This window comes from Williamsia muralis, assembly GCF_002735905.1.
Classification (GTDB): domain Bacteria; phylum Actinomycetota; class Actinomycetes; order Mycobacteriales; family Mycobacteriaceae; genus Williamsia; species Williamsia muralis_A.
This window is the reverse complement of the sequence record NZ_PEBD01000004.1, coordinates 905,821-931,611: the sequence shown is the minus strand read 5'-3', so window position 1 is coordinate 931,611 and position 25,791 is coordinate 905,821. Positions and strand designations below refer to the sequence as shown.

Below are 25,791 nucleotides of genomic sequence, written 5' to 3'. Positions count from 1 at the left end.
ACCCGATCAGGGCGCACGCACGAGTTCGCCGACGCGGCCTTGGCCCACATGCAGTTGCAGCCCCGGCGTCACGGGACGCAACTGAATCTCGAAACCCGACCCCTCGACCTGAACGAACACGGTGTGCAGCCCTGCCTTCACGGGCACCTCGAGCGACGAGTCCTCGGCCAGACCGATCCGCACGGCTCCGTCGGTGTTGGCGCAGTACGGAAGCGCCACCACCCAGGTCCAGTCGAGCAGCGGACCGTTCAGGGCTATCGATGACGGCCCGGTGATCTCGGGGCGATCGCATGCCCCGGCGCCTTCGCCGAAGGTTCTCGCGGCAGTCACGTCGCCCGCCACCAGGTGGCCCTGGTCGTCGAGGACCTGCAGTTTGTCGGTCCACGGCCCGAAAGTGGGTCGCTGGTCGAGCGCAGCAAAGACCTTGCCCACCTGATTGTCCGGGTAGGTCACCGGCAGGATCACCAGCAGTGGGAGGGCATGGTCCAACATTCGTGTTCCGGCCGCTTGCGCCAGCGACGCCCGTGCGTTGGCCATGTACTCCTCGGTCGGGCTCGAGTTCCATTCGTCGGCGAACTCGGCGGTCGAGACCAACGAGCTACCGATGTAGGCAACACCGACCACTGCTGCGGCAACTGCCGCTGACCGGCCCGGAAGGGCAGCGCTACGCCTCGAGTGACCAGCTGCACCGGCCGACGAGCGTCGGCGTCGGGGAGCCGACACCAGCAGCGCCATCGCGACCGTGATCACCAAGGCGGTGTCCGGCAGATACCGCAGTGTCTGCGCCAACTCCAGGGAAGTGAACTCGCTTGTCCGGCTCCAGAACAACGGGATCTGCAACACGACGACGTAAGCGAACACCGCAATCAGGACCAGGGCCGCGCCGCGCCTGGTCCAGAGGACGTAGGCGACCGCCGCGATCAGGACCACCCAGCCGGCCGCGATCATCCAGTCGTGAGGTTGGGCCATCGGCGGGCTCGGCAACCACCGGGTCCAGAACCACGGCCCTCCTACGCCGGCGGGCACCAGGCCACGGTTGATCGATCGCCACGTGAGCGACATCGCCTGACCGATCGAATGTCCGTCGGCGATGGACGTGGAGGCGAGGTACAGAACCGTCCATCCGGCGGCAACTGCTGCCATCGCGATCCACAATTCGCGAGCCGCGGACCAGGCCATACGGATGGGTCCCGTGCGTCCGGCCCCCTCCGCCGATGACGTGAGGTGAACCCACAGCACCGCGGCGACCGCGGCAACCGGCAGGATCAGCAGCGATTTCTCGAAGAACGCCAGCGCCACCACGAACACCACCAGCGATCGGATGATGACCCGGCGGCGATCGGTAACCTGCCCGCGACAGAGCTGCACCACGTCGGCCACCACCACCGCCATCGCGAACTGCAGTGGCAGCGTGTTGAGACCCGCCGCCCACCACGTGTAGGCCGGCACGGTCATCGGGGTGAACAGGAAGAACACCAACGGCATCAGCAGAATTGGGCGGACACGACCCGCGATCACCACCACCATGCGCAGCACGGCCAGCGACACCGCGAGCTGACCGACCACCAGCGTGACCGCAGGTATCACCCAGTTCAGCGGGCTCAGTTCGGTGATCACCCCGGCCACGAGAAAGGCCCCGGGCATGAGATGCCCGTCGTGATCCTGCATCAGATAAGACCATGACCAGATCGACTCGGTCGATGCGCGGCCGATCAGGATCAGGTCGTCCCAGTAGAAGTATCCGCGCGCGACAAGCCATATCCGGATCACGGTCTGGACGGCGATCAGGGCGAGGGCAACCCACACGACCGTCCGCGCAGAAGGCTTGACGGTCAGCACCTGGTCGGCCGTCCGATACCTGAGGTCCCCGGTCGTCGATTCACCGGACCACTCTTACCAGCGCCCCGATACTGCGTGGCACACTTGGCTGCGTGACTGCTGACCAGCCGATTGATTTGTCCGGCTTCGATTTGGGCTCTGACGTGGGCGACCTTCCGGAGAGCATCGACGACCTGCGCGCCGAGATCGACCGTGTCGACGCCATCATCCTGGCCGCGATCAAGCGGCGTACCGCGGTGTCCAAGCGTATCGGCCAGGCCCGGATGGCGTCCGGCGGCACCCGTCTGGTGCACAGCCGCGAGATGAAGGTCCTCGAACGCTTCAGCGAGCTGGGCCAAGAGGGTCACACGCTGGCGATGATGCTGCTCCGGCTGGGCCGGGGACCACTCGGCCGATAGCCCTACCCTGCCCGTCACCCGGGTGGCGGAGTTTTACTCACGCCGATCAAAAGTGTGGCCCGGCCTCCGGGTTGCTTGCAGGATTGGCGACTTGATCCAAACGCGCACGCACATGGTGGGATGAATATGCCTGAGAATGTTCTGTTGATCCATTGGCATGACCTCGGTCGCCACCTCGCCTGCTACGGGGCCGAAGGTGTCGAGAGCCCGACGATGGACGCGCTGGCCGAAGACGGCATCCGCTTCACCAACGCCCATTCCACTGCGCCGCTGTGCTCTCCTGCCCGGGGCTCCTTGTTCACCGGCCGGTACCCACATTCCAACGGCCTCGCCGGGTTGGCGCACCATGGCTTCGAGTATCACGACGACGTGCAGACCCTCCCACAGGTGTTGGGCGACAACGGTTGGCGCACAGTCTTGTTCGGAATGCAGCACGAGTCGAGCGACCCCACCCGGCTCGGCTTCGACGAACTCGACGTCTCCGATTCCGAATGCGACTATGTGGTGGCGCAGTCTCAGGAATGGTTACGTGACCTCGCCGGCGACCCCGATCGTGCGTCGACTCCGTTCCTGCTGACGGCCGGTTTCTTCGAGACCCACCGGCCTTATCCGCCCGACGAGTACAAGCACGCCGACCCCAAGAGCATCGTGGTCCCCGATTTCCTGCCCGATGCGCGGCCGGTACGCGAAGATCTGGCAGGCCTGCACGGCTCGATCACCAAGGCGGATGCGGCGGTGGGCCGGCTGCTCGACACGGTGGCCGAATTGGGGCTCGACCGCACCACCTGGATCGTGTTCATCACCGACCACGGACTGGCGTTCCCCCGGGCAAAATCCACCCTGTATTCCGAGGGCACCGGCGTTGCCTTGATCATCCGGCCGCCGTCGGCCCGGAACATCACCCCGTTCGTGTACGACGACCTCTTCAGCGGCGTCGATCTCACGCCGACCGTGCTCGAACTCGTCGGCGTCGACGTTCCCGACGCCGTCGAGGGGTTCTCCCATGCCGACCCGATCGCTGCGGGTGCGATCGCCTCGGTACGGACCGAGGTGTTCACCGAGAAGACCTACCACGACAATTTCGACCCGATCCGGGCCGTTCGCACCGACCGGTTCTCCTACATCGAGAACTATGCGAGTCGCCCTGCGCTGAGCCTCCCACTCGACATCCGCGACAGCCCGTCGGCGCGGGCTCTCGACGGGTCGCAGGACCTGCCCCGCGCACCGAGGGAACTGTACGACCTGACGGCCGACCCTCTCGAGCTGAACAACCTGATCGACGATCCGGGATTGTCCGATGTCGTTGCCGACCTGTCCGGGCGGTTGGCCAGGTGGCGCACCGAAACCGGTGACAGCCTCCCGTCGGAGACCGACGGGAACTCGATCGCACATGACTTCATGACCCGCTACCAACGCCAGCTCGACAAGGTCGACGTCGACCACGCCGACCGCTCGCTGCCCTCGCGTCGCACCCGGGCCGACGAACGCGAGCTCCGTAATGTCCCACCCCGGCACACCCAACACAGTCACTGACCGAACTTCCCGGTACCGGCCGGGAACAATCCACCATGGCGACGTCTCTTATCTCCGAATGCAGCAAACGAGCTGCAGCACCGGAAGATTCACTCCCCCGAGAAAAGAGACCGCCATGGAAAGCCAGTACTTCGACACCGACTACGACGGCATCGTCGACACCATCGTCACCGACACGAACGGCGACGGTTACGTCGACGTCCAGGAGTGGGACACCAACGCCGACGGCTGGGCCGACGAAGCCGAGTACGACTACAACTACGACGGCTACGTCGACGAGTACGCCTCCGACACCGACTACGACGGTTTCTACGACGTGGTGATCGCGGCCTGACCGCCATCACGCCGGCCGGGTCACTTCAGCAGTGAGGTGACCCGGTTTCGTCGTGTGCACCGCTCAGACGTCCCCATGATCGTCAGGTTGCTCATCGTCGGCTCACAGCCGCTTACCAGGTTCGGCGCGCAAGATTGTCTTCACCAGCGACACACCGACCAGAGCAGGTACGACGATGATTGCCTCCGCAACCCTCTTCGGTCTCGACACCGATATCGCGGTGTCGGTCACCGACCCCAGCTGTCTCGACCGCGCCGTGCGGCACACCCGGTCGCTCGCACGGCGACTCGACGAGACCATCAACCGTGGGTTCGGCAACGCCGAGATCATCGCGCTCGACCTGGCCGACGGAGAACCGGTGATGGTCTCGTCGCTGCTCGATCAGGTCATCATCGAAGCCCTGTTCTACGACGACCTCACCGACGGCGCCACGAAAGCGGTCCTGGGACCTGTGACAGCATCACCCGTCCCGGCATGGCATCGCGTGAACATCGGCGGCGCGGCGACGACAATTCCTGCCGGCCTGACACTTGACCTGATGGCGACCGGCCGGGCTTTCCTGGCTGATCATGCCGCCGAGGTGCTCGCCCGGGAACTCGGCTGCGGTGTCCTCATCCGTGTCGGCACTGTCGCGGCCACGGCCGGCGAGGCACCATCCGGCGGACAGTGCACCGACGAACCCTGGACCGTCGACATCGACGGCGTGCGCATCCCGCTCTGTGCCGGACAGGCAACGGCAAGAGTCGGTGACAGACGTGGCGCCGCAGGGCAGGTGACGATCGTCGCCGACAGTGCGGCCATGGCCCACGCCGCAGGGCTCTACGTTCTACGGGCACCCGCCGACCCGTCGCCATGGCTTCGTGATCATGCCGCAGCGATCATCGGCGATGAAGATGGAAACGCACACGCGCGCCCGTACGGCGGACTTCCGGTGGCAGCGGCCTGATCGATACCGGTCCGCCCCCGTGAGCGAGGCTACCTCCCGACGGTGCGGAATCCGGCGTTGCCCATCGACGATTCCGGGGTGTTGTGCGACCGCGCCGAGTTCCGGTAGCGATTGCAATACGAGTCGTGACAGAGATAGGACCCTCCACGCAGCACTCGCGCGCGTCCACGCTGGGGTCCGGCCGGGTCGACCACATTGCCATTGCGGTAGTACCGGGGATCGAATCGGTCCTCGCACCACTCCCAGACATTGCCGGCCATCTGCCACAACCCGAACCCGTTGGGCGCGAATGCTGTCACCGGTGCCGTACCGACGAATCCATCATCCCCGGTGTTGTTCGAAGGGAACTCGCCCTGCCAGATGTTGCATTGCCAGGTCCCATCGGCCGCCAGCAGCTCATCTCCCCACGGGTAGCGGGCGCCCGCGATCCCACCTCGCGCTGCGCACTCCCACTGGGCCTCGGTGGGGAGCCGGCGCCCCGACCACTCGCAATACGCCTGTGCATCATGCCAACTGATGTGCACGACGGGATGGTCGTCGAGGCCGTCCAGATCGGAGGTGGGGCCGAACGGGTGCGCCCAGTCCGCACCGGCGACCGCGAGCCACCATGGCGCGGTCGGAGACCGGCCCACCACATCGCTGCCCTCGGCCACCAGTGACTGGAAGACGGCCGAGGATCCCTGTCGCTCGGCCACTGTCGCGTAGCCGGTGGTTGCCACGAACTCCGCGAAGTCGTTGTTGCTCACCGTGACGGCGTCGATGTCGAATGCGCTGACCGCGACGTCGTGCAGCGGCGACTCCCCGTCTGCGGCAAACCCGTCGCCCGTCGAATCACCCATGGTGAACGTCCCGTCCGGAATGCTCACCTGAGGAACCCGGTGCATGCCCCGACCCTCGATGGTGGGCGCCGACAGCTCCGGGGTTCCTTCAGACCGTGGGGTGCAGCAGGACATGGGCCCATCGTATTCGGCGGCCGGAACCACCGGAGAGTTCGCCGACGTATCGCGAACAGTTCGACCGCTCGCCGCGAGCCGAGCGCTCGATCTGGATAGGCTGACGGTCGAGGTCATCCTCAGTGCAGATGTGCAGTTCGTAACCGACGAAGGGGTCTGTCGAAAAATGAGTAGCGTCCCGAGCGAGTCCGCCCGCGAGTTCGATCTGACCGGGTCACATGCCTGGCAGCAGCTGTCGGCCCATCAGCCGCACGTGTACGCGATGCACCTGCGCGAGGTCTTCGCGGTGGACCCCAAGCGCGGTGCCGAGCTGACCATCGACGTCGGCGACCTCCACATCGACTACTCCAAGCATCGCGTCCTGCGCGAGACTCTCGACCTGCTGCTCGACCTCGCCCGTGAAGTCGGATTGGAAGAGAAGCGCGACGCCATGTTCTGGGGCGAGCACATCAACACCTCGGAAGACCGTGCGGTCCTGCACACAGCACTGCGGTTGCCACGCGACGCCACGCTCAAGGTGGACGGCCAAGACGTGGTGCACGACGTCCACGAGGTGCTCGACGCCATGGGTGAGTTCACCGACAAGCTGCGTTCAGGTGAGTGGAAGGGACACACCGGTAAACCGATCGAGACCGTTGTGAACATCGGTATCGGTGGCTCCGATCTCGGGCCTGTGATGGTTTATCAGGCGCTGCGCCATTACGTCGACACCGCGATCCGCTGTCGGTTCGTCTCGAACGTCGATCCCGCCGACCTGGTTGCCACCCTTGCCGATCTCGATCCGGAGACCACCCTCTTCGTGATCGCATCCAAGACCTTCACCACGCTGGAAACGCTGACCAACGCCGCGGCGGCACGTACCTGGCTGCTCGAGAAGCTGGGGGCCGGACCCGAGGCCGTCGCCAAACACTTTGTCGCCGTGAGCACCAACGCCGAGAAGGTGTCCGAGTTCGGAATCGATACCGCGAACATGTTCGGCTTCTGGGATTGGGTCGGTGGCCGCTACTCGGTGGACTCCGCGATCGGCCTGTCGGTGATGGCGGCGATCGGCAAGGAGGCCTTCGCCGACTTCCTCGCCGGTTTCAATGTGGTCGATCGGCATTTCCGCACTGCGCCGCTGCACCAGAACGCGCCGGTCATCCTGGGCCTGATCGGTCTCTGGTATTCGAACTTCTGGGACGCCGGAGCCCGTGTGGTGCTGCCCTATTCGAACGATCTCTCCCGGTTCGCCGCGTACCTGCAGCAGCTCACGATGGAGTCGAACGGCAAATCGGTCGACGCGCACGGGCACCACGTCAGCACGGACACCGGCGAGATCTTCTGGGGCGAGCCAGGAACCAACGGGCAGCACGCGTTCTACCAACTGCTCCATCAGGGCACCAGGATGGTGCCGGCAGACTTCATCGGTTTCGCCGAGCCCACCGACGATCTGCCGACGGCTGATGGCACCGGCAGCATGCACGACCTGCTGATGAGCAACTTCTTCGCTCAGACAAAGGTTCTCGCGTTCGGCAAGACCGCCGACGAGGTCGCCGCCGAAGGCGTCGACCCGCATGTGGTGGCGCACAAGGTCATGCCGGGCAATCGGCCTTCCACCTCCATCCTGGCCCCGAAGCTGACGCCGTCGGTGGTCGGTCAGTTGATCGCCCTGTACGAGCACCAGGTGTTCGTCGAAGGTGCGATCTGGGGTATCAACAGCTTCGATCAATGGGGCGTCGAACTCGGCAAGACGCAGGCAAAAGAGCTACTCAAGATCATCACCGATGACGAATCCCCTGCACCGCAAGATGATTCGTCCACCGACTCACTGGCCCGCTGGTACCGGACCCACCGGGGCCGCACCGCGTGAGAGCACAGGGGCGCCGCCGCATCGGCGCACCCCGGCGCATCGATCGGCTCGGGGTGGCCGATGACATCTTCTGGCGAACCCACCACGGAATGGGCATCCCCACCTCGATGCAGGGACTGTGGCGCTTCGACACGATGTTGACCGCCGCGGATCTCGAGTCGACATACCAGGGGCTGGCCGCCGGCCCACTGACGCGGCGCGTGGTGCGCGGTCGGATATGGCCGGCGCGGAGCAGCTTTGTGCACGGTGCGGAACTCGCCCCGATTTATTCGGAGACCGAACCCCTGCCTCCCGGTGGGATCACGGAGTGGGCCGACGCTCGGGGCAAAACCACTCTGAACATCGACACCGGCCCGGTGTGGGAACTGTCGGTGGCCAGACTTTCCGGCGGCGGCAGTGTGGTGTCGTTGCTCTGTTCACATGTGGTCGCCGATGCCCTGTCTCTGGTCCGTGCCGTGCAGATCGCCTCGGGTGCAGCGCCTCCCGTCGATCGGGTCAACGATCTACCCACCGTGGCCGACGACATCCGTGATGCGACGAGACAGCTCCGGGCGGTCCTCGGGGGTGTCACACGGAGCCTGTGGAAGGCGATGATCAACTCACGCCGGCGAGCCGAATTGCTCGCGGCGGCAACCGGATCGGAGCCGAAGCCCGCAAAGACCGAAGGTGCTCCCGACTGGCGTGAACCGACAGCCATCTTCTCGATCGATCTCCGCGCATGGCGCGAGGTTGCGGAGGCACACGGCGGAACCGCCAACACATTGTTCACAGCGCTGATAGCCGAACTGGTGTTGCAGGTCCGGGGTTCGGGCCCTGTCGAGTTGATCATCCCCATCTCACTGGGTCGTGCTGCGGGGAATTCGCTGACGGCGGCGACGATATCGGTGTCCACGATCGACGAGTGCCGAGACCTGGCCGGTCTGCGTACCCGAGCACGCTCTGCGTTTCAAGCCGCAGGGACGGGTGTGGGCATCGGTCCGCCGGCAGGAATGCCCGAAGAACTGGTGCAGGTGATCGGTCATCGGGCTGCCCACAGGCTGATGCCCGACCCAGGGTCACGAGATGGGCTGGCGTCCAATCTCGGTGCGCTCGACGGCATGTTGACGATGCTTGCCGGTCATCGCGGCCGTGCCATCGCCGCACGGTCGGTTCACGGCGGACTCACCGGTCGGCAATGCGGGCACACCCGGACATCAGTTGCCGGCTGGGCCGCCACCACGGGCGACTGCCTCACGTTCTGTGTCGGAACGCCCGACCCGGCAGTCGCGCGAAGCGAGGATCTGCGCCTTCTGATAGACCAGATCCTTGCTCGATGGGATCTGACAGCGACGTACTGGTAGTCGAGGTCAGAGCGGGGCCCACTCCGGGTTCCGGCCGATGAAGCCGAGCAATCTGGTCTGCGCATCGGCGTCGTCTGACACCGGCACGCGGGCGCCGTATTGCCCCGATGACCGCATCACTTCTTCGATCGGCTCCATCCCGGTCAGCAGTACAGCACAGAAGTCGGGGTCGAGCCGATCTTCTTGGCCGGTGGCACGGGCGATGTCCCAGGTGTGCATGAACACGTCGGCGGTGTAGAACTGGTCGATCGCGCGGCCGAGCGGTACGTCGCCGATGTGCGGGTTGCTCAGGACCGAGTTTTCGGTCGCCGGGTCGTCGAGCACCGCCTGCACGCCGTCACACTGGGTGAGCCACGCCCCGACCGGGTCGTCGTCGACGCTCGGCCCGGACGGCAATCGAACACCGCTGCCGCCGGCGAGGAACGGTGGGAACCACTCTGTCAGGTGACGCACCACATCTCGGGCCGTCCAGTCGGCGACCGGTGACGGCACATCCCAGGACTGCGTGCCCCGAACGCGATCGCCGAAGATCCGACAGACCTCACGGTGCCGTTCGGCTGGTTGATCAGACAGCGTCACTGGTCAGCATCTCCTCGAGTTTGGCGTATCCCTCGTTGACCCCGACGTCCATACCGCTTCGAAGCCAGGCGTCCCGGCCCTCGAAACTGTCCACCAGCGACTGCGTGCGCAGCCGGGTACGTCCGTCCCCGAGGTCGTCGAACCACAGGGTTTCCAGGGCCACCCCATCGGGGTCGCCTTCATACGTGAATGTCTGCACGATGCGGTCCGGCCGGATGTCGTGGAAGCAGCCGCGAAAAGCGTATTCCTCTCCGTCGCGGGTGGATACGAATCGCCAGCTGCCGCCGGAGCGCGCGTCCCATTCGTCGATCCGTGTGTCCAGAGCGCTGGGACCGATCCACTGCGCGAAGAGCTCGGGATCGGTGTGCGCCCGCAACAGCTGCTCGGGCGTGCCCGCGAACTCACGGGTGATGCGAATGATCGGCACGTTCGGATCGGCCTCGATCTTCGCTTCGGTGGTGGTGCTCATGCCGTGTTCCCTTTCTGCTCATCGTTGCCTGACTCGGTGTCGTTCACATGCGCAAGAACCGCGTCCAGCCGGCGGTATCGCTCCTCGGCGCGGCGCCGGTACCGCTCGATCCAGTGGTCCATCAGGTCAAAGACCTCCGCTTCGAGTCGAACAGGCCGTGGCTGGGGCCCCGGCGGCCTTGTCACCACGCCGGCGTTCTCCAGGACCTTGAGGTGCTTGTAGACCGCCTGAAGCGAAATCGGGTAAGGGTCGGCGAGCTCATTCACCGTCGAATCACCGACCGAGAGCCTGGTCACCATGTCGCGTCTGGTCGGATCTGCAAGCGCGGCGAAGACCCGGGACAGCTCGTCCACGACGCGCCTCCTTCCTCAGCTTTCAACCTTTCGGTTTAAACCACGATAGATCGCTACGATCGCGCGCGTCAACCACCAGGTTGAAAAGAATCAGACTCGGCGCTGCGGGTTGACCCACGACAACAAGTACGTACCGTCGGACCAATGAGTTTTTCCGCCTCCGAGGTCCACTCGGCGTTCGAATGGACTGATAGCAACCGACTTTGGCTGATCGAGAACCCCATCCGGATTGTGATCTATGTCCTGGCCGGCCTGGCCGTCAGGTATGTCGCACACCGAGTGATCGACCGTGCCACCCGGCGGCCACGGGCCACCGGTGACGGTGATGCACACCAGAAGCCCGCGATCGTGCGTCATTTGCGCGAACGAACTCCCAAGGCGCTGCGTGATCCCCAGGTGATCGAACGGCGACAACAACGGGCCGAGACAATCGGTTCGGTGCTCAAGTCCACAGCCTCGATCCTCATCCTGGTGTGGGTGGTGCTCACCTGCCTGAGCGTGGTGCAGGTGAACATCGCACCGTTTCTCGCCTCCGCCGGACTTGTCGGTCTGGCCATCGGTTTCGGTGCCCAGAACCTGGTCCGGGATTTCGTCTCGGGCGTCTTCATGCTGCTCGAAGATCAGTACGGAGTCGGCGACATCGTCGACCTCGGTGAAGCCATCGGCGAGGTGGAGACCGTGGGGTTGCGTGTGACCACCGTCCGGGACATCGATGGAACCCTCTGGTACGTCCGCAACGGCGAGATCGTCCGGGTCGGCAACATGAGCCAGGACTACGCCGTGGCCCGCGTCGAGGTCCCCATCGCCCACAACGTCGATCTCGAACGCGCCGAACAGGTCACTCTCGACGCCGCGCACGAGGCAGTGGCCGACGAATCCACCGCCCGGGACGTCCTCGGCGCACCCGAAATGCTCGGTGTGCAGGAGATCTCGGCTGACATGGTGACCTTGCGAGTGCTCATCAAGACCCGACCGAACGCGCAGTGGTCGCTGCAGCGTCGCGTCCGCAAGCAGATCTTGGAAGCCTACGAGGCGAACGACATTCGTCTGCCGTACCCCAACGGCCGGGAGCTGGGCCCGTCGGCACTCGTCAGCGCCGGTGAGGCTCCGGGCTCTTAGCCGTCACTCCCAGCGGGCCTGATCGAACAACTCGTCGGGAATGGGGTCGCCTGGTTGCACGTCGAGGGCTTCCAGGCGACCCATGATGACGGCGGCCAGCGCCACGTGGGTGACCACGTCACGGGGTTCGGTCACCCGTTCGTCGGCAGACCCGCCGATGAACTCGAGTTCTACTGTCGGCGCGCAGGTTCCCATCGGTATCTCGCGGTGGCCAGTCTCGGCGAGCCATGCCGAGAAAGCATCGCCGTCAACGGCTTCGGTGATGTCGCCGCGGTCGATGGACGCCATCAGCTCGGGAAGCGTTGCGAGTTCGCCGCTGTCGCCGGTCGACGGGTCGAAGCCGAAGACCTGATCGGGGGCCACGTCCGGTTCTTCGTCGAGGGTGAAGTAGAGGATGCCTCGCCAATCGCCCGCGTAGCAGGTGATGTCGTCGCGACCGAAGACATCGCAGAGCAGATCGCTCATGCGTACTTGGCGTTCGCTGCCGTAAAGCTGGAATGCGCCGCGCCCGTAGACCTCGCCCTTTCGTTTACCCATACCGCTCACCCTACGTCGCCCGTCATCGGCGTCCAGCACTTACGATCACGGCATGAGTGTGCGTTCCACTGTGGTCATTGCAGCCCTCAGCGCGGTCGCCGTCGCCCTGGCCGGTTGTTCGAGCAGTGGTGACGACAAAGATCCGGCGCCCGCGAGTCCGAGCGTCACCGTGCCGGTCTCCGCCGACGTCACCCTGCCTGCCGGACCCCCGGAGCGGACCGAACCCGGCGACTCGCTGCAGTGGTCGCAGACAGCGGTTCTACCGGCCGATGCGTTTCGCCCCGAGCAGCAGTTGGCCGGGTTCACGGTCACCGGCATCGAGCCAGGAGCCGACGGTGATCTGCCGGAGTCGTTCACTCATGGCGGCACACCCTTCTACGTGCGCCTCACCATCACCCAGGCCGTCGACCGTCAGCGCAACACGATGTCGACGGCGGGGTTCGCGGGCAGCGCCGACGGGGTCACACCGGCACTCACCCTCACACCGCCGGAGGGGTTCGCCAAATGTCAGGCGGCCGAACGGCCACAGACGTTGACCAAGGGCCAGTCGTTCGCCACGTGCCTTGTCGCGCTTGCCGATCCGGGCACACAGCTGAGCAGGGTGATCTACTGGGCCGACACCGGAGAGAAACCGTTCGACTACAAGTCCGCACCCGTGGTGTGGTCGGACGGATCCCCCGTGGCTCCCTCGGGTTCGGCCGTTCCGACCAGCTGATCGACCGTCGCGACCGAGCTCCTAGGCATCCGACCACGCGTATGGGTGCTCGCCTGAAGATCCGCTGAAAGCTCCCGCTGGCCTGCGATGAACGGCCCACCTACCATCGAGGCAGCCCTCAGCAAGGAGTTCGGTACAGGTGCCAGCCGACAGGACACGCGGTGTCCGTGCGATGTTCCGCCGCGATCAGGGAGTGCGCATGCGCTCCACCGTCGTCGCGACCATCATCGTCGCGCTTGCGCTGATGACCGGTGGCGCCCTGATGCTGTACATGCTGCACCGCCACCAGGACCGCACGATGTACGAGTCGACGGGTTCACGGTCGTACGAGATAGCCCGCCAGATCGACGAAGGTGGCATCGGCAACATCGCCCCCCGGTTGCTCGCCCCCACCACGGGCGTGGACATCATCCAGGTGGTGAACGCGAACGGCGTCGTGGTGTTCAGCTCGCCCGACTCCGACGAAGATCCCATCTACCCCGTCTCCCCTGGATGGTGGAAGACCGAGCGTTTCGACGTCGAGGTTCCCGGCCGATCCGGAACGTACTGCGGACAGGTGACCGGCGCCCAGTGGCAAGGTGTCGACTACAACGTGATCACCGCGGTCTCGAAGCAGCCCTATCTGTCCGGGTTGCGCGGCACCGCATTGATTCTCGCGATCGAGTTCCCTCTGATCATCTTGATCGCCGGTGCGGCGGTGTACTACTTCGTCGGCCGCGCGCTTCGGCCGGTCACCCGCATCACCGAGCAGGTCGAGGCCATCACGAGTTCGGATCTGAGCCGTCGGGTTCCGGTGCCCACCACCGACGACCAGGTGACCCGGCTCGCCTCCACCATGAACACGATGCTCGAACGGCTCGAGCAGAGCCGGGACAGTCAGCTGCAGTTCGTCGGCGACGCCTCACACGAATTGCGTTCGCCGCTCACCACATTGGTGGGCATCCTCGACCTCGCCGATGACACCGACTCCGCCGTGGACGTCGACACCGTTCGCACGATCCTGCTTCCCGAGGCCTTGCGAATGAAGACCATGGTCGCAGATCTACTGCTCCTGGCACGTGCGGATGAGCGCGGTATCCCGTTGATCGTCGACGAGGTCGATCTCGACGACATCGTCGGCGCCGAGGCTCAACGGCTCCGCTCACTCGGATTGTCAACAGTGGTCACGGAGGTGACACCCATCCGGGTGATCGGCGATTCGGAGAAATTGGCCCGCGCGGTCCGCAACGTGACCGACAACGCTTCTCACCACGCGAACACCACGATCACGCTGTCGATGAGCGAGGACGTCGTGGCGGGCACCGCCACGATCGAGGTGGCCGACGACGGCCCCGGTGTACCGGCGGACGCTCGCGCGAAGATCTTCGATCGCTTCTACCGCCACGGCAATGATCGCGGCCGGCACTCCGGCGGATCGGGGCTCGGTCTGCCCATCGCCGCCGAGATCGCGCGGGCGCACGGCGGATTCATCGCCGTGTCGGACACGCCAGGCGGCGGGGCCACCTTCAGCATCACGATCCGGACCGAGACCACCATCGCGGCCGAGACCGGCAAGGCCGCCGCCGGCAGCCCCGAGCCGTCACTGGTCGTCGGACAGGCAGTATCCGGATCCGCGCACAGTGCGGATTGAATCCAGTCCGAAAGGGACGTCGATGCGCTTGCGGAGGTAGCGCACGTACACCTCGACGATGTTCACGTCCCCGCCGTAGTTGTCGTCCCAGATCGCTTGCATGATCTGCGTTTTCGTGACAACACGACCCTTGTTGCGCATCAGGAACTCGAGCACCGAGTATTCGCGCGGTGTGAGTTTGATCGGCTCGCCGTCACGGGTCACCCCGTGGTCGGAGGGATCGAGCCGCAGGGTTCCGGCGGAGAGAACGGCCGGTCGCTCCTTGCCTCCGCGGCGCAGCAGAGCACGCAGACGCGCCTTGAGGACCACCACGGAAAAGGGCTTCACCAGGTAGTCGTCGGCGCCGTAATCCAACGCCTCGGCCTGGTCGTATTCACCATCCTTGGCAGACAGCATGAGCACCGGCGTCCAGATCTCCCGCGCACGCAGTGCTTTGATCACCTGGTACCCGTTCATCTCCGGCAGCATGATGTCGAGCACCATGACGTCGAACTCGTTCTCGGTCGCCTGCCACAAGCCGTCGGCCCCGTCGCGGGCGATCACCACACTCCATCCGTCACTGACCAGCATCCGGCGAACTGTCTCTGCCGCGCGGACGTCGTCCTCGACCACCAGAACGCGCACCTAGCCGACCTCCGACCCCGATTGTGTCCAACAGGCCAATGCCTGCGGCGAGCATAAACGTGTCAGAGCAACCTGCGGGTGATCCCGGCCGGGAGATGACGCAGCGCCAGATCGATCCCGGTCCACGGCCACCGCGGCACCACGGCACGAGCGCGTTCCGACTCGATCGCGGCGACCAGAGCCTGCACCCCGCTGTCTCTGTCGGCCATCAGCTTGGTCTTCACCCCCGCATTGATGTCTGTGGAGATGTACCCGGGCAAGATCACACTGACCTTGATCGGCGAACCCGCCAGCTCGGCCTGTAAGCCCTCACCCAGAGCCGACAGACCCGCCTTCGATGCCGAATACGCGGCTTGCGCCTTGGGCAGACCTCGGACCGCACTCATCGAACTGATCAGGACGAGGTGGCCCGCATCCTGCGCCCGGAAGATCTCCATCGCGGCCTCGATCTGAGCCAGCGCACCGATCAGGTTGGTCTGTACGGTCTCGATGTTGGCATGTGCCTTGCCGGTGCCCAGTGGGGCGCCTTTGCCCAGGCCCGCGTTGACGATGACACGGTCGAGCCCGCCGAGGTCGTCGCGCAACCGACGGAACGCGATGGGCACCGATGCGGTGTCTGTCACGTCCAGCTGGGCCACCGCAACACGGCCGCCCCGCCCGGAGAGCTGGGTCTGCAGGTCTTCGAGGCGGTCGATGCGGCGGGCGCACAACGCCAGTTCACGACCCTGCGCTGCATAGGCTTTGGCCATTCCCTCGCCCAATCCCGAACTGGCGCCCGTGATCAGGATCTTGTTGCGTGTCATGGCCGTGAACTTACCTGGCCCCGCCCTACGCCGGTGACGACGGACGGGTTGACCCGAACCGACACACCACCGGGAAGTTGCGCTCTGAACTCGCCATCACCCCAGCGAAAAGCCAGACCGGGTTGCGGGAAGTCGGTGCTGATCATGTGTGCGCCCGAGTCCAGTGCGGCGGCCACCCGGGTGTGCTGGTTCGCCTTCGCAGTCGAGACCGGGTCGTCGGAGCGGGTGCGCACCAGGTATCCGCGGCGCACGAGGTCGGTGATGTGAGCACCGTTCGCGTCCCGTGGATCGTTCACCATGATGAACGCCGAATCTGTCTCGGCAGGAGGCGGAGTGGTGAATGCCACCCGCCCCTCCAGGTTGGGCCGGCCCGCTCGATAGTTGTCCCGGACGTAGGTGTTGTCGCCGTAGTCGAGGAAGAACATCACGAGCCCCCGGACATCGTCGAGTAGCGGCCAGCCGCGTGTGAGCACGGCATGTTCCAGCGTCTCGGAGTCACCGCGCACCCGGTCCGGAGTGATGATCCGGTGGTCGGCGAACACAGCCCGGATCTCCCGGTCGAGGTCGTCGAGAACCGTTGTCGTCCATCGTGGTACCCGGGCGCCACCGGTCAGCCGTGCCCACGGCCACGACCCTTTCAGTTCGAGCTGAACAACGATGGGGACGTGACCGGGGTTCGACGTGGACCATGCGTTGATGGTTTGCAGGGCGCCGGTCAGCGTCGGGCAACTGGTGCGATAGTCGGCGTCGGGACCGTGCATCACCTTGAAACCCGGCTCATCCCAGAGACTCTCGGGGCGTGGACCACGGCGACGCCATCGCCTGGCCAGCGGGCAGCGGTACAAGCCGCCCTGTGGGTCGGGATACAGATCCAGCTCGAGGCCCCGTACCGCCTGCTCGCCGAGCTGACGGTCCAACGGCAGGTGTTCGTATCGGTAGGAGTCGAGGTTCGATCCCATCAACCAGGTGAACCGTTCGTCCGGCGGCATCAGCTGGTGACTCGAGTTGTGCGTCGCCATGAACTGGATCTCGTTGAGCCGCAAGCCGGATGGCAGTGGGTCCATCCCGTTCTCACCGCGGTGGACACGGGCCGATCTGTCGGATGTGGTCACTTGAGCAGTCGTGACATCCGGCGATCGGCCAGCACCTTGCCGCCGGTCTGGCACGTGGGGCAGTACTGAAAGGAACGGTCGGTGAAGGACACCTCTCGCACGGTGTCACCACACACCGGACACGGCAGACCTGTTCGCGCATGCACTCGCAACCCGGACCGCTTCTCGCCTTTGAGCCGCGCGACCTCTTGCCCCTCGAGACGGCCGATGGCACCTTCGAGCACTTCGTGGATCACTGCGTAGAGCTCGTCGATCTGGGTAGCCGACAACCCCTTTGCGGTCGCGAACGGCGAAAGCTTGGCAGTGTGGAGGATCTCGTCGCTGTAGGCGTTACCGATACCGCTGATGGTGCGTTGGTCCGTGATCACCGTCTTGATGCGCGCACTCGTCTTGCCGAGCAGAGCGGCGAGTTCGTCACGGCTGAGAGCGAGCGCATCCGGACCGAGTGTCTTGATTCGTTCGACCTCGTTTACGTCGCGCACCAACCAGACTGCGAGACGTTTCTGTGTGCCCGCCTCGGTGACGTCGAAGCCCTCACCGGGCAGACCGCAGTGCACCCGGAGTGCGATCGGCCCTTTCCCTCCGGGGCGCGGCGGGGCGGGAGAGAGGTTGTCCGACCATCGCAGCCATCCGGCGCGGGACAGGTGGATGATCAGGTGCAACCTGGGGTCCACATCGCCGGGGTCGGTCGCAGCGGTGGTGATGACCAGGTATTTTCCTACTCGCCCCACCGACTCCACGATGCGGCCCGTGAGCGCCGTGTACGGCGGGTCCGCCGTTTTGAGCACTGCCAGCGACGCCACGTCGACTCGTCGGATGGGCAATCCGGCGGCACGGCCATCAACATAATCGGCGATGGCCTGCACCTCAGGTAACTCAGGCATGTAGACAGTGTGCTCTAGTAATTAGATGCGCTCTACTGGTTCGGCGTCGGACGCCGAGTTGGCCCGACTACTGGCCGAAGGCGCCGGGAAGATTCTCGTCGACATCCGCCACGAACACCTGCTGCAGGGGCGACTGCTAGGCGATGTCGGCGATGCGATGGCGCAGACCTGGATCGCCGCGGTGCTGGCCGAACACCGCCCCGCCGACGCCGTCCTGTCCGAGGAGGCACGCGACTCCGCCGGCCGCCTGCGCGCCGACCGGGTCTGGATCATCGACCCCCTCGACGGAACGCGTGAGTTCGCTTCCGGGCGCAACGACTGGGCAGTGCACATAGCTCTGACGATGGGTGGTCAGCCCACCGATTGCGCGGTGTCGCTGCCTGCGATCGGTCAGGTGTTCGCCACCGACACCGTGCCCGTGGTCGAGGGTGAACTCACCGGCCGGATGGTGGCCTCACGCGGGTGGTCGTCGTACGAGGCCGACCACGTCTCCCGGCGCCTCGGTTTGCAGATGATGCCGATCGGGTCCGCGGGCGCCAAGGCGATGGCCGTGGTGCGCGGAGATGCCGACGCTTACGTCCACGCCGGTGGTCAATACGAGTGGGACAACTGCGCGCCGGTCGGAGTCGCCCGCGCTGCGGGTCTGCACTGCAGCCGCATCGACGGTTCGGAACTCGAATACAACCGGCCCAGCCCGTTCATGCCCGACTTCATCATCTGCCGAACCGAGCTACGCGACCCCATCCTCGCTGCCCTCGACGAGATCCTCTGACACCTACCCCCTCCCCGATGATGTGCCCTTTTGGTGGCGCCGACCTGGGATTATCTTCGCCAGAAGGCCACATCATCGCGGGGGTGGGCGGCTACCGGGGCTTGCGAACGAGATAGATGTCCATGATCCAGCCGTGCCGCTCACGCGCGGCAGTGCGGACGTCGCGGATCTGCTCCCCCACCTCGCCGACGGTTCCGTCGATCAAGATCTCGTTCTCGGTTCCGAGGTAGGCACCCCACCAGATGTGGTCGAGCGCATCAGCGGTGTCCAGGAAAGCGCAGTCGGCATCGAGCATCACCACCTGGTTGGCGGCCACCTCCCCCGGGGTGTCGGCGAGTTTGCGTCCGGTGGTGATGTGGATGGGTTCGCCGATCCGGTTCAGCAGGATCCGATGGGCCGCGGTCAGTGCCGAGACACTGGAGATCCCTGGAATGACGCGATGGTCGAGGCCGATGTGCCCACGACCGATGATCGTGTCGACGATCCGCAGGGTGCTGTCGTACAGGGCGGGATCACCCCACACCAGGATTGCCCCCACCCCTCCTTCTGGCAGTTCGTCGATGAGGGCCCGCTCGATGAGGTCGGCCCTGGCGTCGTGCCATCTGCGGACCTCGGCGGCGTAATCGGCGGGATTGCGGTCGCGTGGCGGGTCGGGGACCTCGACAAACCGGTACCCGCCCTCTAGATATCGCTCGCAGATCTCCTGACGCAGTCCCACCAGCGACTGCTTCACCTCGACTCCCCGTTCGGGAGCCTTGTCCAGGACGAAGAACACCTCCACCGACTTCATCGCCTCGATGGCCTCGATGGTGACCTGCCGCGGATCGCCGGGGCCGATACCGATGACCAGAAGCGTCCGCTCGGTCACGGCCGCGCCTTGGGCAGGTTGTGGAATCTGCTCGTGATGTCGAGGATGGCCCGGCTCGGCAGCACACGACGAAGCGCGAACACGATCGATGCCCGATTACCCTTGGCGTACAGAGGTTTTGGATCCGGATTCAGCGCCGCGTCGACCACGACCTCGGCCATCTCGACAACGTCGAGTCCGGCATCCTCATTGCGGCGGGTGGCCGCAGCGACGATGTCGTACTCGCGTCGATAGGCGGAGTCGTCGGCGATGAAGTAGCCCCGGCGGTCGCCGATGCCGGTGGCGATGGTGCCGGGCTCCACGGTGCAGATGGCGACGCCGAAGGGCGCGAGTTCGCGACGGGTCGCGTCGGCGAATCCTTTGATGGCGCATTTGGTGGCCACGTAGGTCGACCGGAAGGGCAGCGGGAAACTCGCCAGCATCGACCCCACCATCACCACGGTGCCGCGACCCCGCTGACGCATCCCTGGCAGAACTGCCTTGGTCAAGGCGATCGGACCGAAGACGTTGGTGGCGAACAGCTTCTCGATCACCTCCATCGGGGTGTCCTCGAGCGGCCCCATCTGGCTCTCGCCCGCGTTGTTGATCAAGATGTCCACCGCACCGGCCTGCTCGGCGCATCGGGCAATGCTGGCCGGATCGTTCTGGTCGAGCTCGAGATAGCGGACGCCGGGGATGGGGTCGGTCACAGATTCGGGGTGACGGCTGGTGCCCAGCACGGTCAGCCCACGAGACACCAATTGACGAGCTACTTCGGCACCGATGCCACTGGAAGCGCCGGTGATCAGCACAGTTCGGGTCATGCGAACACAGTAGGCGGTTGCCGACGGCTGACCGAAAGCCTCCGCCGACGATGAATTTTCGGGCTGACCACGGTCAGTTCTCGGAGGGTGGCATTTAAATCAGTGGCGAACCTGGGAATTACCTGAGCATCCTTTGTTGTTGGACCGGGTCGAGTGTGGGAAGTGGGTGTGGGTTGTGGTTGTCGGAATCACGTTGGCGTTGCTGGCCGCGGTCGGTTACGGACTGTCGTCGGTGATGCAGGCGCTCGGTGCGCGTCAGGCGGCACGCGAAAACGCCGATGACCACCGGATGTCCACCGCAGCCGGCTCGCCCACGTTGCAGTCGACGGTCGCCACCGCGCTCACCGGCGTGTTCATTGTCGGGGCGTTGTTCGACGTCCTGGGTTTCATCGCCGGTGCCGGCGCTGCACGCGCTCTGCCACTGTTCCTGTCGCAGACCATCGTCGCCGGAAACCTCGTGGTCACCGCTCTTTTGGGCACCCGGTTGCTGGGAATCAAACTCCATGGCCGCGACTGGGCAGCCATGGGCACCGTCATGGGTTCGCTGCTGCTGCTCGGGGCCGCGTCAGAACCGCACACCTCATACGAGACGTCGAGGTCGCTGCACTGGGCACTGTTGCTGGCCACGTTGCTGGTTGTCGGCTTGTCGCTGTTCGGTGTGCGGCGCATGGGACGCGGCGGATCGGTCGCGGCCGGGGCCGCAGCAGGATTGCTGTTCGGTGCGGTCGCGATCGGCGTCAGGGTGCTCGACGGCGTCTCCCCGTTCTCGATGTCCACCATGCTCGCCGACCCGGCGGCCTGGGTCATCGCCATTGCCGGAGCGGCAGGTTTCTACTTGCACACGGTGGCGCTGCAGCTCGGTGCGGTCAACGGATCGACCGCGGCACTGGTTGTCGGCGAAACCGCCGCACCGGCCATCGTCGGAGTCATGTGGCTCGGCGACTCGACGGTGCCGGGGCTCGAATGGCTTGCCTTGGCAGGTTTCACATTCGCCACACTCGGCGCGGTTGCCGTTGCGATCTTCGGAACGGCAGAAGCCGAACGTTCCGCTGAGGAGAATCTTCGGGGCGATCGTGCGGATTTCTCGTCCGGCGAGTTCACCGTACCGGCTGACTGCAGCTCGTTGGAGCATCCACCAGTGAGCAGAACTGGGCCGGCCGGGTGGGTCGATAATCTGACCGAACGCCTTCACTGGCGATGATGTCGCGGTAGGCGGCCACCGCCTCGGTCGGCTGCCGGGTCAGTGACGGGTCGGACTTCACATCGACGCGGTAGAGTCCGAATCGTGATGCGTAACTGCCCCATTCGTAGTTGTCCGTGATGGACCAGTAGTTGTAACCGACCACGTTCATACCGTCGGACTTGGCGCGGGATATCCAGTACGCGGCGTCACGGAGCTGGTCTTCCCGCCTGTATCCGTCGGGCCTCGGCTCGCCGTCCTTGGTGGGCATACCGTTCTCGACGATGTAGAGCGGTGTGCCAGGGAACTTTCGCGCGTAATACCGCAGCGCGTAATAGAGCCCATCTGCCGACGTGGATGCCTTCCAGTACTCCTCGGTGGCGGCGTTGTAGGTGTTCACATCCGTTGCGGCCACGGAGTAGTAGTAGTCGATGCCCACGAAGTCCTGCTTGTCGGCGATGCGGTCGAGGAAGAGTGCATCGAGGGCCGGCTGCACAGTCGGCAGATAGGCCGAGTTCGACGACACCCAGGCGCCTGGCTGACGGGCGTGGATGTAGTCGTAGATGGTGCGATGCACGTGTACGAGTTGGTTCAGCATCAGCGGAACGTTCTGGGGCGCAAGACCGCCGAAGTTCACCTCACGAAGAAAGGTGTAGACCATCGGTTCGTTGATGGTGATCCAGATCGGGTCGTATGCGGCGTAGCGGTCGACCACCGCACGGGCGTTCGCGAGCCACTCCGCAGCCATCGTCGGGTTGTTCCAGCCACCACGATCAGCAGCCCAGCCCGGGTACACCCAATGGTCGAGGGTGATCATCGGGCGCATCCCCGCACGCAGGATGTGATGGATCACGTCGTCGTAGTAGGCGAGTTCCTGTTGATCCCACACCCCCGGTGAAGGCTGGATCCTCGCCCACTCGATGCTGATCCGGTACACCTCGACGCCCATCGACCTCGCGTTCTCGATGTCTTCGGCGTAGCGGTGGCGGAAGTCGACGGAGGTGCCGACGCGATCGTGGACCCGTGTGCTGTTCGAGTAGCGCAGCCAGTTGCTGTCCGGGGAGCTGCCCTCGGACTGGAATCCTGCCGAACCGACGCCCCACAGGAAGTCGTCACCGAGCACCGCACCCTGCGCCGAAGCGGGCGCGGTCGGGACCGCCACGGCGACGAGAATCGGGAGAACAACCGCGAGAATCCGCCTGATCATGGTCATCTCCGAGTCAGATCGTGAATGCGAGGTTGTCGAGCACAGCATCTGCGAGGTCACGATCACCGTCCACCTCGACGGCGGACGGATCAGCACTTGTCCGGCCACCGATCAGACGGGCGAGATCTGCGATGTCGAGGCGCAGCACCAGGGTCGGTTCCTCGGCGAACTCGGGCACCACTGCCGCTCGGCCGTCGACGGCGATGTTCACTGTTCGGGGAGTCAGACCGGTGATGTCGAAGCGCACCCGACTACCTGTCGGCGCCCCCGCCTTCTTTCCGACGAGGTAGGGCAGCGATTGGGTGATCTCGTCGGCGGCGAACCGCGCACTGACTGCATCATCCGGCGCAGGCAGCCCGAGGGTGTCGCGCACGTCCAGTTCATGCATCCAGCAGTCGAAGATCCGGATGCGCATGAATCTGCCATAGGTGTCCGGCCCTGCCGGGGTGAATGAGTCGGCGTCGAAGTCGTCTTGCGTTGTCGCGTCGAGGGCGGCGGTGCGGCGCTTGATGGTGTCCGCGAAGTCAGCCATCGTGGTGGCCCTCCCCTGTGCCCGGTAGTGCACCAGCCACCGCTCGTTCATTGCAGCGATGTCGTTGCGCACGTGCGGATAGGCGCTGACGTCGGCCTCGACCACGGGTTCCGGATCGCCGAGAAGCATCAACTCCGTGGTGAACACGTGGGTCACGATGTCCCCCACCGACCACCCCGGCAGCGTCGAGGGGTTCTTCCACTGGTCGTCGGTCAACGAGTCGGCCAATCGGTGCACGGACGCCCAGACCGCGGTGAGGGCTTCGATGGCGGGTTCCCTGGGCACAATGGTTCGGCTCATGGTTGGTGACACTACGGATGCCACCGGTCCGAGTCGCCAGGATTGGGGCGATGGGCGGGGCCGAACTGTGCACGAACCCGCGCGCGCCTAGAATTCGTGAAATGACCAGTGACAAGAATTTGCATACGCAGATCACCGACCTGATCGCGCAGGAGAAAGAACTGCGTGACCAGGTGTCCAATGGGGAGATCAGCCCCGACGACGAGCGTTCGCAGCTCGGCGACATCGAGGTTCAGCTCGACCAGTGCTGGGATCTGCTCCGCCAGCGCGACGCCCTCCGCCGGGCCGGCAAAGACCCTGACGACGCCGAAGTCCGTCCGCCGAATGTGGTCGAGGGTTATCTCAACTGAGTTGGTAAGTTTGTCGGGTCCGCCCTCGTAGCTCAGTGGATAGAGCACCGCTCTCCTAAAGCGGGTGTCGCAGGTTCGATTCCTGCCGGGGGCACTTTCTGTGCCCGACGTTCGAGGTCTCAGACCCGTAGGGCCAGCGACACCACCAGCCGCGACGCCTGATCGCCGAGGTCGAGTCCGGTGAGTTCCTGGGCTCGCCGAACCCGGTATCGCAGCGTGTTCGGATGCACGTGCATGGTGGCGGCCGCTGTGCGCACGTCGCCGAACGCGTCCAGGTAGGCGCGGACGCTGGCCACCAGGTCGGAGCCGTGGGTGCGGTCGTAGTCCCTCAGTCGGCCCACTCGCGGGTCGACGAGATCCGGGTTGTCGGCGAGCAGTCCGACGATCTCGCCGAGCAAGACGCCGGTGCGCGACTCCGCAACGGTGGTCACCACGTCGATCAACGCGCCTTCCCTCGATGCCGCGTCGAGGACCCGGTCGATCTCGGTCCGCAGGCCCGGTACCGCCGCCAGACCGGCGGGCGAATCGGCAATGACTCCCCGGATCTGCATGGCGAATCGGCGGTCAGCCGCTGCTACCGTGCTCTGTACCCAGCGCACCGTTGATGCTCCGCCGTCCGTGTCCGGCAAGATGACGTACACCCTCTCACCGACCGCGGCGGTCACCGAGTCGGGACGAAAAGCGCTGGCGTGCAGTGTGACTGACGGCAAATAGGCGGCAACGGAATCCGTCGGCACCTGCGCGGGAAACCGACGTGCCAAGCCGACGACGGTAGCAGGACCCGAACGAGGAATGTTCAGGGCGTCGGCGAGGTAAGGGATGTCGACGGTGTCACCGCGCAAGCCCAGCAGTCGCTGCACCTGTTCGGCATGCACGGACGGGACCGCCGCAGAGTGCGAGATGATGCGAGCGGCGACGGCCGCGGCGCCGGTGATCACATCGCCGGAATCCGGCGACAGTTCGGACTTTCCCTGCTGGAGCCACAAGGTGCCGAGATACTCACTGCCTCTCGGGGTTCTGATGCCCACGGCAATTCTCGGTCGCAGCCCGAGGTCGTCGCGGGCCGCCACCGACACCACGTCCGCCCCTGCCCTCAGAGCAGTGAACACGCCCCACTGCCGAAGCCAGTCGAGCATCTCCGGTGGGCCCTCCCGTCCGAGGATCGACAACCGGCGAAGGGCATCGGCTTGTTCATCAGATGAGCTGTACGCCAACACATGTGAGCCCGCATCCTCGATGCTGACAAGCCCGCCGGTCCGATCTGCGACCGCCTGTGCAAGAGCGAACAGGTCGCCCGCCGTGCCGCTCGCCATCGATTCCGGGGACTCGGCACGAGCGTGGTCGAGGACCCGCCCGATCAAGTTGTAGATCCGTTCCCACCGTGCATGCGGATCCACCGCGACCACAGCGATACCCGCCGACACCGCGCGCCGGGTCACCTCCGCGTCCGGCGCCTTCAGCAGGATGGCGGTTGGAGTCTGGTGGCCGAGACTGGCCATCCAGGCCATCACCTGCGCCGGCACGACACCGACGAGCAGGGCCAACTCGGCAGCTCTGGCCCCCCGTCCCACCCCGAGGTGCAGGTCATCCGCATCGAGCAGGGATGCTGCGGTCACCGGGCGGTCGAGCCCTTCGGGTGCCTCCACCAGGGTGACGAGCGTTCCGTCGAGTGCCAGAAGCAACCGCCCGAGTGTCACGGCCCCGCGGCCATCGGTATCTGCCATCGGCACCCCTTGTTTAATCGGCCCAAGAACTCGCTTCA

General features: G+C 65.3%; 27 protein-coding genes and 1 tRNA gene. 13 read left to right on the top strand and 15 right to left on the bottom strand.

Going from position 1 to position 25,791, the window contains the following annotated elements:
- Window positions 1-6 precede the first annotated feature (6 nt).
- A complete protein-coding gene (locus CSW57_RS05065) occupies window positions 7-1,839 on the bottom strand; it encodes a hypothetical protein (protein ID WP_223249041.1) in 1,833 nt (610 codons plus the stop codon).
- Window positions 1,840-1,931: 92 nt separating this feature from the next.
- On the opposite strand from CSW57_RS05065, the gene CSW57_RS05060 reads away from it, so the two are divergent.
- From CSW57_RS05060 to CSW57_RS05045, 4 genes are all read left to right on the top strand, one after another.
- Window positions 1,932-2,237 carry a chorismate mutase gene (locus CSW57_RS05060; RefSeq protein WP_023962670.1) on the top strand — a complete coding sequence of 102 codons (306 nt, stop codon included), beginning with the start codon at window positions 1,932-1,934 and terminating at the stop codon, window positions 2,235-2,237.
- 126 nt (window positions 2,238-2,363) lie between these two features.
- Entirely contained in the window at window positions 2,364-3,770 is a 1,407-nt protein-coding gene (locus CSW57_RS05055; protein WP_099381689.1) for a sulfatase family protein, read from the top strand.
- Window positions 3,771-3,885: 115 nt separating this feature from the next.
- A complete protein-coding gene (locus CSW57_RS05050; RefSeq protein WP_099381688.1) occupies window positions 3,886-4,104 on the top strand; it encodes a hypothetical protein in 219 nt (72 codons plus the stop codon).
- Window positions 4,105-4,279: 175 nt separating this feature from the next.
- A complete protein-coding gene (locus CSW57_RS05045) occupies window positions 4,280-5,050 on the top strand; it encodes an FAD:protein FMN transferase (protein WP_099381687.1) in 771 nt (256 codons plus the stop codon).
- 29 nt (window positions 5,051-5,079) lie between these two features.
- Here the strand turns inward: CSW57_RS05045 and CSW57_RS05040 are convergent, their stop codons facing one another.
- The gene (locus tag CSW57_RS05040; RefSeq protein ID WP_099382063.1) at window positions 5,080-6,003 is read right to left on the bottom strand and encodes a formylglycine-generating enzyme family protein; all 924 of its coding nucleotides are present in this window, start codon (window positions 6,001-6,003) and stop codon (window positions 5,080-5,082) included.
- Window positions 6,004-6,169: 166 nt separating this feature from the next.
- Here CSW57_RS05040 and pgi point away from each other — a divergent pair, with 166 nt between their 5' ends.
- Together pgi and CSW57_RS05030 are read left to right on the top strand one after the other, a co-directional pair.
- Window positions 6,170-7,852 carry a glucose-6-phosphate isomerase gene (gene pgi, locus CSW57_RS05035; RefSeq protein WP_099382062.1) on the top strand — a complete coding sequence of 561 codons (1,683 nt, stop codon included), beginning with the start codon at window positions 6,170-6,172 and terminating at the stop codon, window positions 7,850-7,852.
- The gene (locus CSW57_RS05030) at window positions 7,849-9,192 is read left to right on the top strand and encodes a hypothetical protein (protein WP_143696479.1); all 1,344 of its coding nucleotides are present in this window, start codon (window positions 7,849-7,851) and stop codon (window positions 9,190-9,192) included. The genes pgi and CSW57_RS05030 overlap by 4 nt, the downstream gene beginning before the upstream one ends.
- 6 nt (window positions 9,193-9,198) lie before the next feature.
- Here CSW57_RS05030 and CSW57_RS05025 read toward each other — a convergent pair whose 3' ends face one another.
- The 3 genes from CSW57_RS05025 to CSW57_RS05015 are packed head-to-tail and all read right to left on the bottom strand — an operon-like array spanning window position 9,199 to window position 10,593.
- Window positions 9,199-9,771 (bottom strand): TIGR03086 family metal-binding protein, encoded by a 573-nt coding sequence (locus tag CSW57_RS05025; protein WP_099381685.1) that lies wholly within the window; start codon window positions 9,769-9,771, stop codon window positions 9,199-9,201.
- Window positions 9,758-10,240: an SRPBCC family protein gene (locus CSW57_RS05020; protein ID WP_099381684.1), complete on the bottom strand. Its 483-nt coding sequence runs from the start codon at window positions 10,238-10,240 to the stop codon at window positions 9,758-9,760. Before CSW57_RS05020 ends, CSW57_RS05025 begins: the two co-directional genes overlap by 14 nt.
- Window positions 10,237-10,593 (bottom strand): ArsR/SmtB family transcription factor, encoded by a 357-nt coding sequence (locus CSW57_RS05015; RefSeq protein WP_223249040.1) that lies wholly within the window; start codon window positions 10,591-10,593, stop codon window positions 10,237-10,239. The genes CSW57_RS05020 and CSW57_RS05015 overlap by 4 nt, the downstream gene beginning before the upstream one ends.
- Before the next feature lie 144 nt (window positions 10,594-10,737).
- Between CSW57_RS05015 and CSW57_RS05010 the strand changes: the two genes are divergently transcribed.
- Window positions 10,738-11,712 (top strand): mechanosensitive ion channel family protein, encoded by a 975-nt coding sequence (locus CSW57_RS05010; protein ID WP_099381683.1) that lies wholly within the window; start codon window positions 10,738-10,740, stop codon window positions 11,710-11,712.
- Window positions 11,713-11,715: 3 nt separating this feature from the next.
- Here the strand turns inward: CSW57_RS05010 and CSW57_RS05005 are convergent, their stop codons facing one another.
- Entirely contained in the window at window positions 11,716-12,249 is a 534-nt protein-coding gene (locus CSW57_RS05005; RefSeq protein WP_099381682.1) for a hypothetical protein, read from the bottom strand.
- Window positions 12,250-12,301: 52 nt separating this feature from the next.
- Here CSW57_RS05005 and CSW57_RS05000 point away from each other — a divergent pair, with 52 nt between their 5' ends.
- Together CSW57_RS05000 and CSW57_RS04995 are read left to right on the top strand one after the other, a co-directional pair.
- Window positions 12,302-12,964 carry a hypothetical protein gene (locus tag CSW57_RS05000; protein WP_223249039.1) on the top strand — a complete coding sequence of 221 codons (663 nt, stop codon included), beginning with the start codon at window positions 12,302-12,304 and terminating at the stop codon, window positions 12,962-12,964.
- A gap of 199 nt (window positions 12,965-13,163) precedes the next feature.
- Window positions 13,164-14,594: a sensor histidine kinase gene (locus CSW57_RS04995; protein WP_223249038.1), complete on the top strand. Its 1,431-nt coding sequence runs from the start codon at window positions 13,164-13,166 to the stop codon at window positions 14,592-14,594.
- Here the strand turns inward: CSW57_RS04995 and CSW57_RS04990 are convergent.
- The 4 genes from CSW57_RS04990 to CSW57_RS04975 all read right to left on the bottom strand — a co-directional run bounded on the left by CSW57_RS04990 (window position 14,544) and on the right by CSW57_RS04975 (window position 18,017).
- Entirely contained in the window at window positions 14,544-15,218 is a 675-nt protein-coding gene (locus tag CSW57_RS04990; RefSeq protein WP_023962643.1) for a response regulator transcription factor, read from the bottom strand. The genes CSW57_RS04995 and CSW57_RS04990 overlap by 51 nt on opposite strands.
- Window positions 15,219-15,280: 62 nt before the next feature.
- Entirely contained in the window at window positions 15,281-16,021 is a 741-nt protein-coding gene (locus tag CSW57_RS04985; RefSeq protein ID WP_099381680.1) for an SDR family oxidoreductase, read from the bottom strand.
- On the bottom strand, window positions 16,018-17,085 hold the full coding sequence (locus CSW57_RS04980) for a Ca2+-dependent phosphoinositide-specific phospholipase C (RefSeq protein ID WP_099382059.1): 1,068 nt from the start codon (window positions 17,083-17,085) through the stop codon (window positions 16,018-16,020). The genes CSW57_RS04985 and CSW57_RS04980 overlap by 4 nt, the downstream gene beginning before the upstream one ends.
- Before the next feature lie 44 nt (window positions 17,086-17,129).
- Window positions 17,130-18,017, bottom strand: coding sequence for a DNA-formamidopyrimidine glycosylase family protein (locus tag CSW57_RS04975; RefSeq protein ID WP_099381679.1), 888 nt, complete (start codon window positions 18,015-18,017; stop codon window positions 17,130-17,132).
- 25 nt (window positions 18,018-18,042) lie between these two features.
- Between CSW57_RS04975 and CSW57_RS04970 the strand changes: the two genes are divergently transcribed.
- A complete protein-coding gene (locus tag CSW57_RS04970) occupies window positions 18,043-18,789 on the top strand; it encodes a 3'(2'),5'-bisphosphate nucleotidase CysQ (protein ID WP_062800388.1) in 747 nt (248 codons plus the stop codon).
- A gap of 91 nt (window positions 18,790-18,880) precedes the next feature.
- On the opposite strand, the gene cobF is transcribed toward CSW57_RS04970, so the two are convergent.
- A complete protein-coding gene (gene cobF / locus CSW57_RS04965) occupies window positions 18,881-19,657 on the bottom strand; it encodes a precorrin-6A synthase (deacetylating) (protein WP_099381678.1) in 777 nt (258 codons plus the stop codon).
- Window positions 19,654-20,460, bottom strand: coding sequence for an SDR family oxidoreductase (locus CSW57_RS04960; RefSeq protein ID WP_099381677.1), 807 nt, complete (start codon window positions 20,458-20,460; stop codon window positions 19,654-19,656). The genes cobF and CSW57_RS04960 overlap by 4 nt, the downstream gene beginning before the upstream one ends.
- Before the next feature lie 175 nt (window positions 20,461-20,635).
- Between CSW57_RS04960 and CSW57_RS04955 the strand changes: the two genes are divergently transcribed.
- Window positions 20,636-21,661 (top strand): hypothetical protein, encoded by a 1,026-nt coding sequence (locus tag CSW57_RS04955; RefSeq protein ID WP_099382058.1) that lies wholly within the window; start codon window positions 20,636-20,638, stop codon window positions 21,659-21,661.
- On the opposite strand, the gene CSW57_RS04950 is transcribed toward CSW57_RS04955, so the two are convergent.
- Window positions 21,558-22,853 carry a family 1 glycosylhydrolase gene (locus CSW57_RS04950; RefSeq protein ID WP_099381676.1) on the bottom strand — a complete coding sequence of 432 codons (1,296 nt, stop codon included), beginning with the start codon at window positions 22,851-22,853 and terminating at the stop codon, window positions 21,558-21,560. The genes CSW57_RS04955 and CSW57_RS04950 overlap by 104 nt on opposite strands.
- A gap of 7 nt (window positions 22,854-22,860) precedes the next feature.
- Window positions 22,861-23,679, bottom strand: a complete 819-nt coding sequence (locus CSW57_RS04945; protein WP_099381675.1) for a maleylpyruvate isomerase family mycothiol-dependent enzyme — start codon at window positions 23,677-23,679, stop codon at window positions 22,861-22,863.
- A gap of 101 nt (window positions 23,680-23,780) precedes the next feature.
- On the opposite strand from CSW57_RS04945, the gene CSW57_RS04940 reads away from it, so the two are divergent.
- Both CSW57_RS04940 and CSW57_RS04935 read left to right on the top strand, forming a co-directional pair.
- The gene (locus tag CSW57_RS04940) at window positions 23,781-24,029 is read left to right on the top strand and encodes a DUF2630 family protein (protein WP_099381674.1); all 249 of its coding nucleotides are present in this window, start codon (window positions 23,781-23,783) and stop codon (window positions 24,027-24,029) included.
- A gap of 21 nt (window positions 24,030-24,050) precedes the next feature.
- Window positions 24,051-24,123 (top strand) — tRNA-Arg (locus tag CSW57_RS04935).
- 25 nt (window positions 24,124-24,148) lie between these two features.
- On the opposite strand, the gene CSW57_RS04930 is transcribed toward CSW57_RS04935, so the two are convergent.
- Window positions 24,149-25,753 (bottom strand): PucR family transcriptional regulator, encoded by a 1,605-nt coding sequence (locus CSW57_RS04930; RefSeq protein ID WP_099381673.1) that lies wholly within the window; start codon window positions 25,751-25,753, stop codon window positions 24,149-24,151.
- Between the last annotated feature and the right edge of the window lie 38 nt (window positions 25,754-25,791).

What these genes read in the sequence shown, in the direction of transcription:
- CSW57_RS05055 (WP_099381689.1), top strand. Translation starts at nt 2,364, where the DNA reads ATGCCTGAGAATGTTCTGTTGATCCATTGGCATGACCTCGGTCGCCAC.
- CSW57_RS05050 (WP_099381688.1), top strand. Translation starts at nt 3,886, where the DNA reads ATGGAAAGCCAGTACTTCGACACCGACTACGACGGCATCGTCGACACC.
- CSW57_RS05045 (WP_099381687.1), top strand. Translation starts at nt 4,280, where the DNA reads ATGATTGCCTCCGCAACCCTCTTCGGTCTCGACACCGATATCGCGGTG.
- CSW57_RS05040 (WP_099382063.1), bottom strand. Translation starts at nt 6,003, where the DNA reads ATGTCCTGCTGCACCCCACGGTCTGAAGGAACCCCGGAGCTGTCGGCG.
- pgi (WP_099382062.1), top strand. Translation starts at nt 6,170, where the DNA reads ATGAGTAGCGTCCCGAGCGAGTCCGCCCGCGAGTTCGATCTGACCGGG.
- CSW57_RS05020 (WP_099381684.1), bottom strand. Translation starts at nt 10,240, where the DNA reads ATGAGCACCACCACCGAAGCGAAGATCGAGGCCGATCCGAACGTGCCG.
- CSW57_RS05010 (WP_099381683.1), top strand. Translation starts at nt 10,738, where the DNA reads ATGAGTTTTTCCGCCTCCGAGGTCCACTCGGCGTTCGAATGGACTGAT.
- CSW57_RS05005 (WP_099381682.1), bottom strand. Translation starts at nt 12,249, where the DNA reads ATGGGTAAACGAAAGGGCGAGGTCTACGGGCGCGGCGCATTCCAGCTT.
- CSW57_RS05000 (WP_223249039.1), top strand. Translation starts at nt 12,302, where the DNA reads ATGAGTGTGCGTTCCACTGTGGTCATTGCAGCCCTCAGCGCGGTCGCC.
- CSW57_RS04995 (WP_223249038.1), top strand. Translation starts at nt 13,164, where the DNA reads ATGCGCTCCACCGTCGTCGCGACCATCATCGTCGCGCTTGCGCTGATG.
- CSW57_RS04985 (WP_099381680.1), bottom strand. Translation starts at nt 16,021, where the DNA reads ATGACACGCAACAAGATCCTGATCACGGGCGCCAGTTCGGGATTGGGC.
- CSW57_RS04980 (WP_099382059.1), bottom strand. Translation starts at nt 17,085, where the DNA reads ATGGACCCACTGCCATCCGGCTTGCGGCTCAACGAGATCCAGTTCATG.
- CSW57_RS04975 (WP_099381679.1), bottom strand. Translation starts at nt 18,017, where the DNA reads ATGCCTGAGTTACCTGAGGTGCAGGCCATCGCCGATTATGTTGATGGC.
- CSW57_RS04970 (WP_062800388.1), top strand. Translation starts at nt 18,043, where the DNA reads ATGCGCTCTACTGGTTCGGCGTCGGACGCCGAGTTGGCCCGACTACTG.
- CSW57_RS04960 (WP_099381677.1), bottom strand. Translation starts at nt 20,460, where the DNA reads ATGACCCGAACTGTGCTGATCACCGGCGCTTCCAGTGGCATCGGTGCC.
- CSW57_RS04950 (WP_099381676.1), bottom strand. Translation starts at nt 22,853, where the DNA reads ATGACCATGATCAGGCGGATTCTCGCGGTTGTTCTCCCGATTCTCGTC.
- CSW57_RS04945 (WP_099381675.1), bottom strand. Translation starts at nt 23,679, where the DNA reads ATGAGCCGAACCATTGTGCCCAGGGAACCCGCCATCGAAGCCCTCACC.
- CSW57_RS04940 (WP_099381674.1), top strand. Translation starts at nt 23,781, where the DNA reads ATGACCAGTGACAAGAATTTGCATACGCAGATCACCGACCTGATCGCG.
- CSW57_RS04930 (WP_099381673.1), bottom strand. Translation starts at nt 25,753, where the DNA reads ATGGCAGATACCGATGGCCGCGGGGCCGTGACACTCGGGCGGTTGCTT.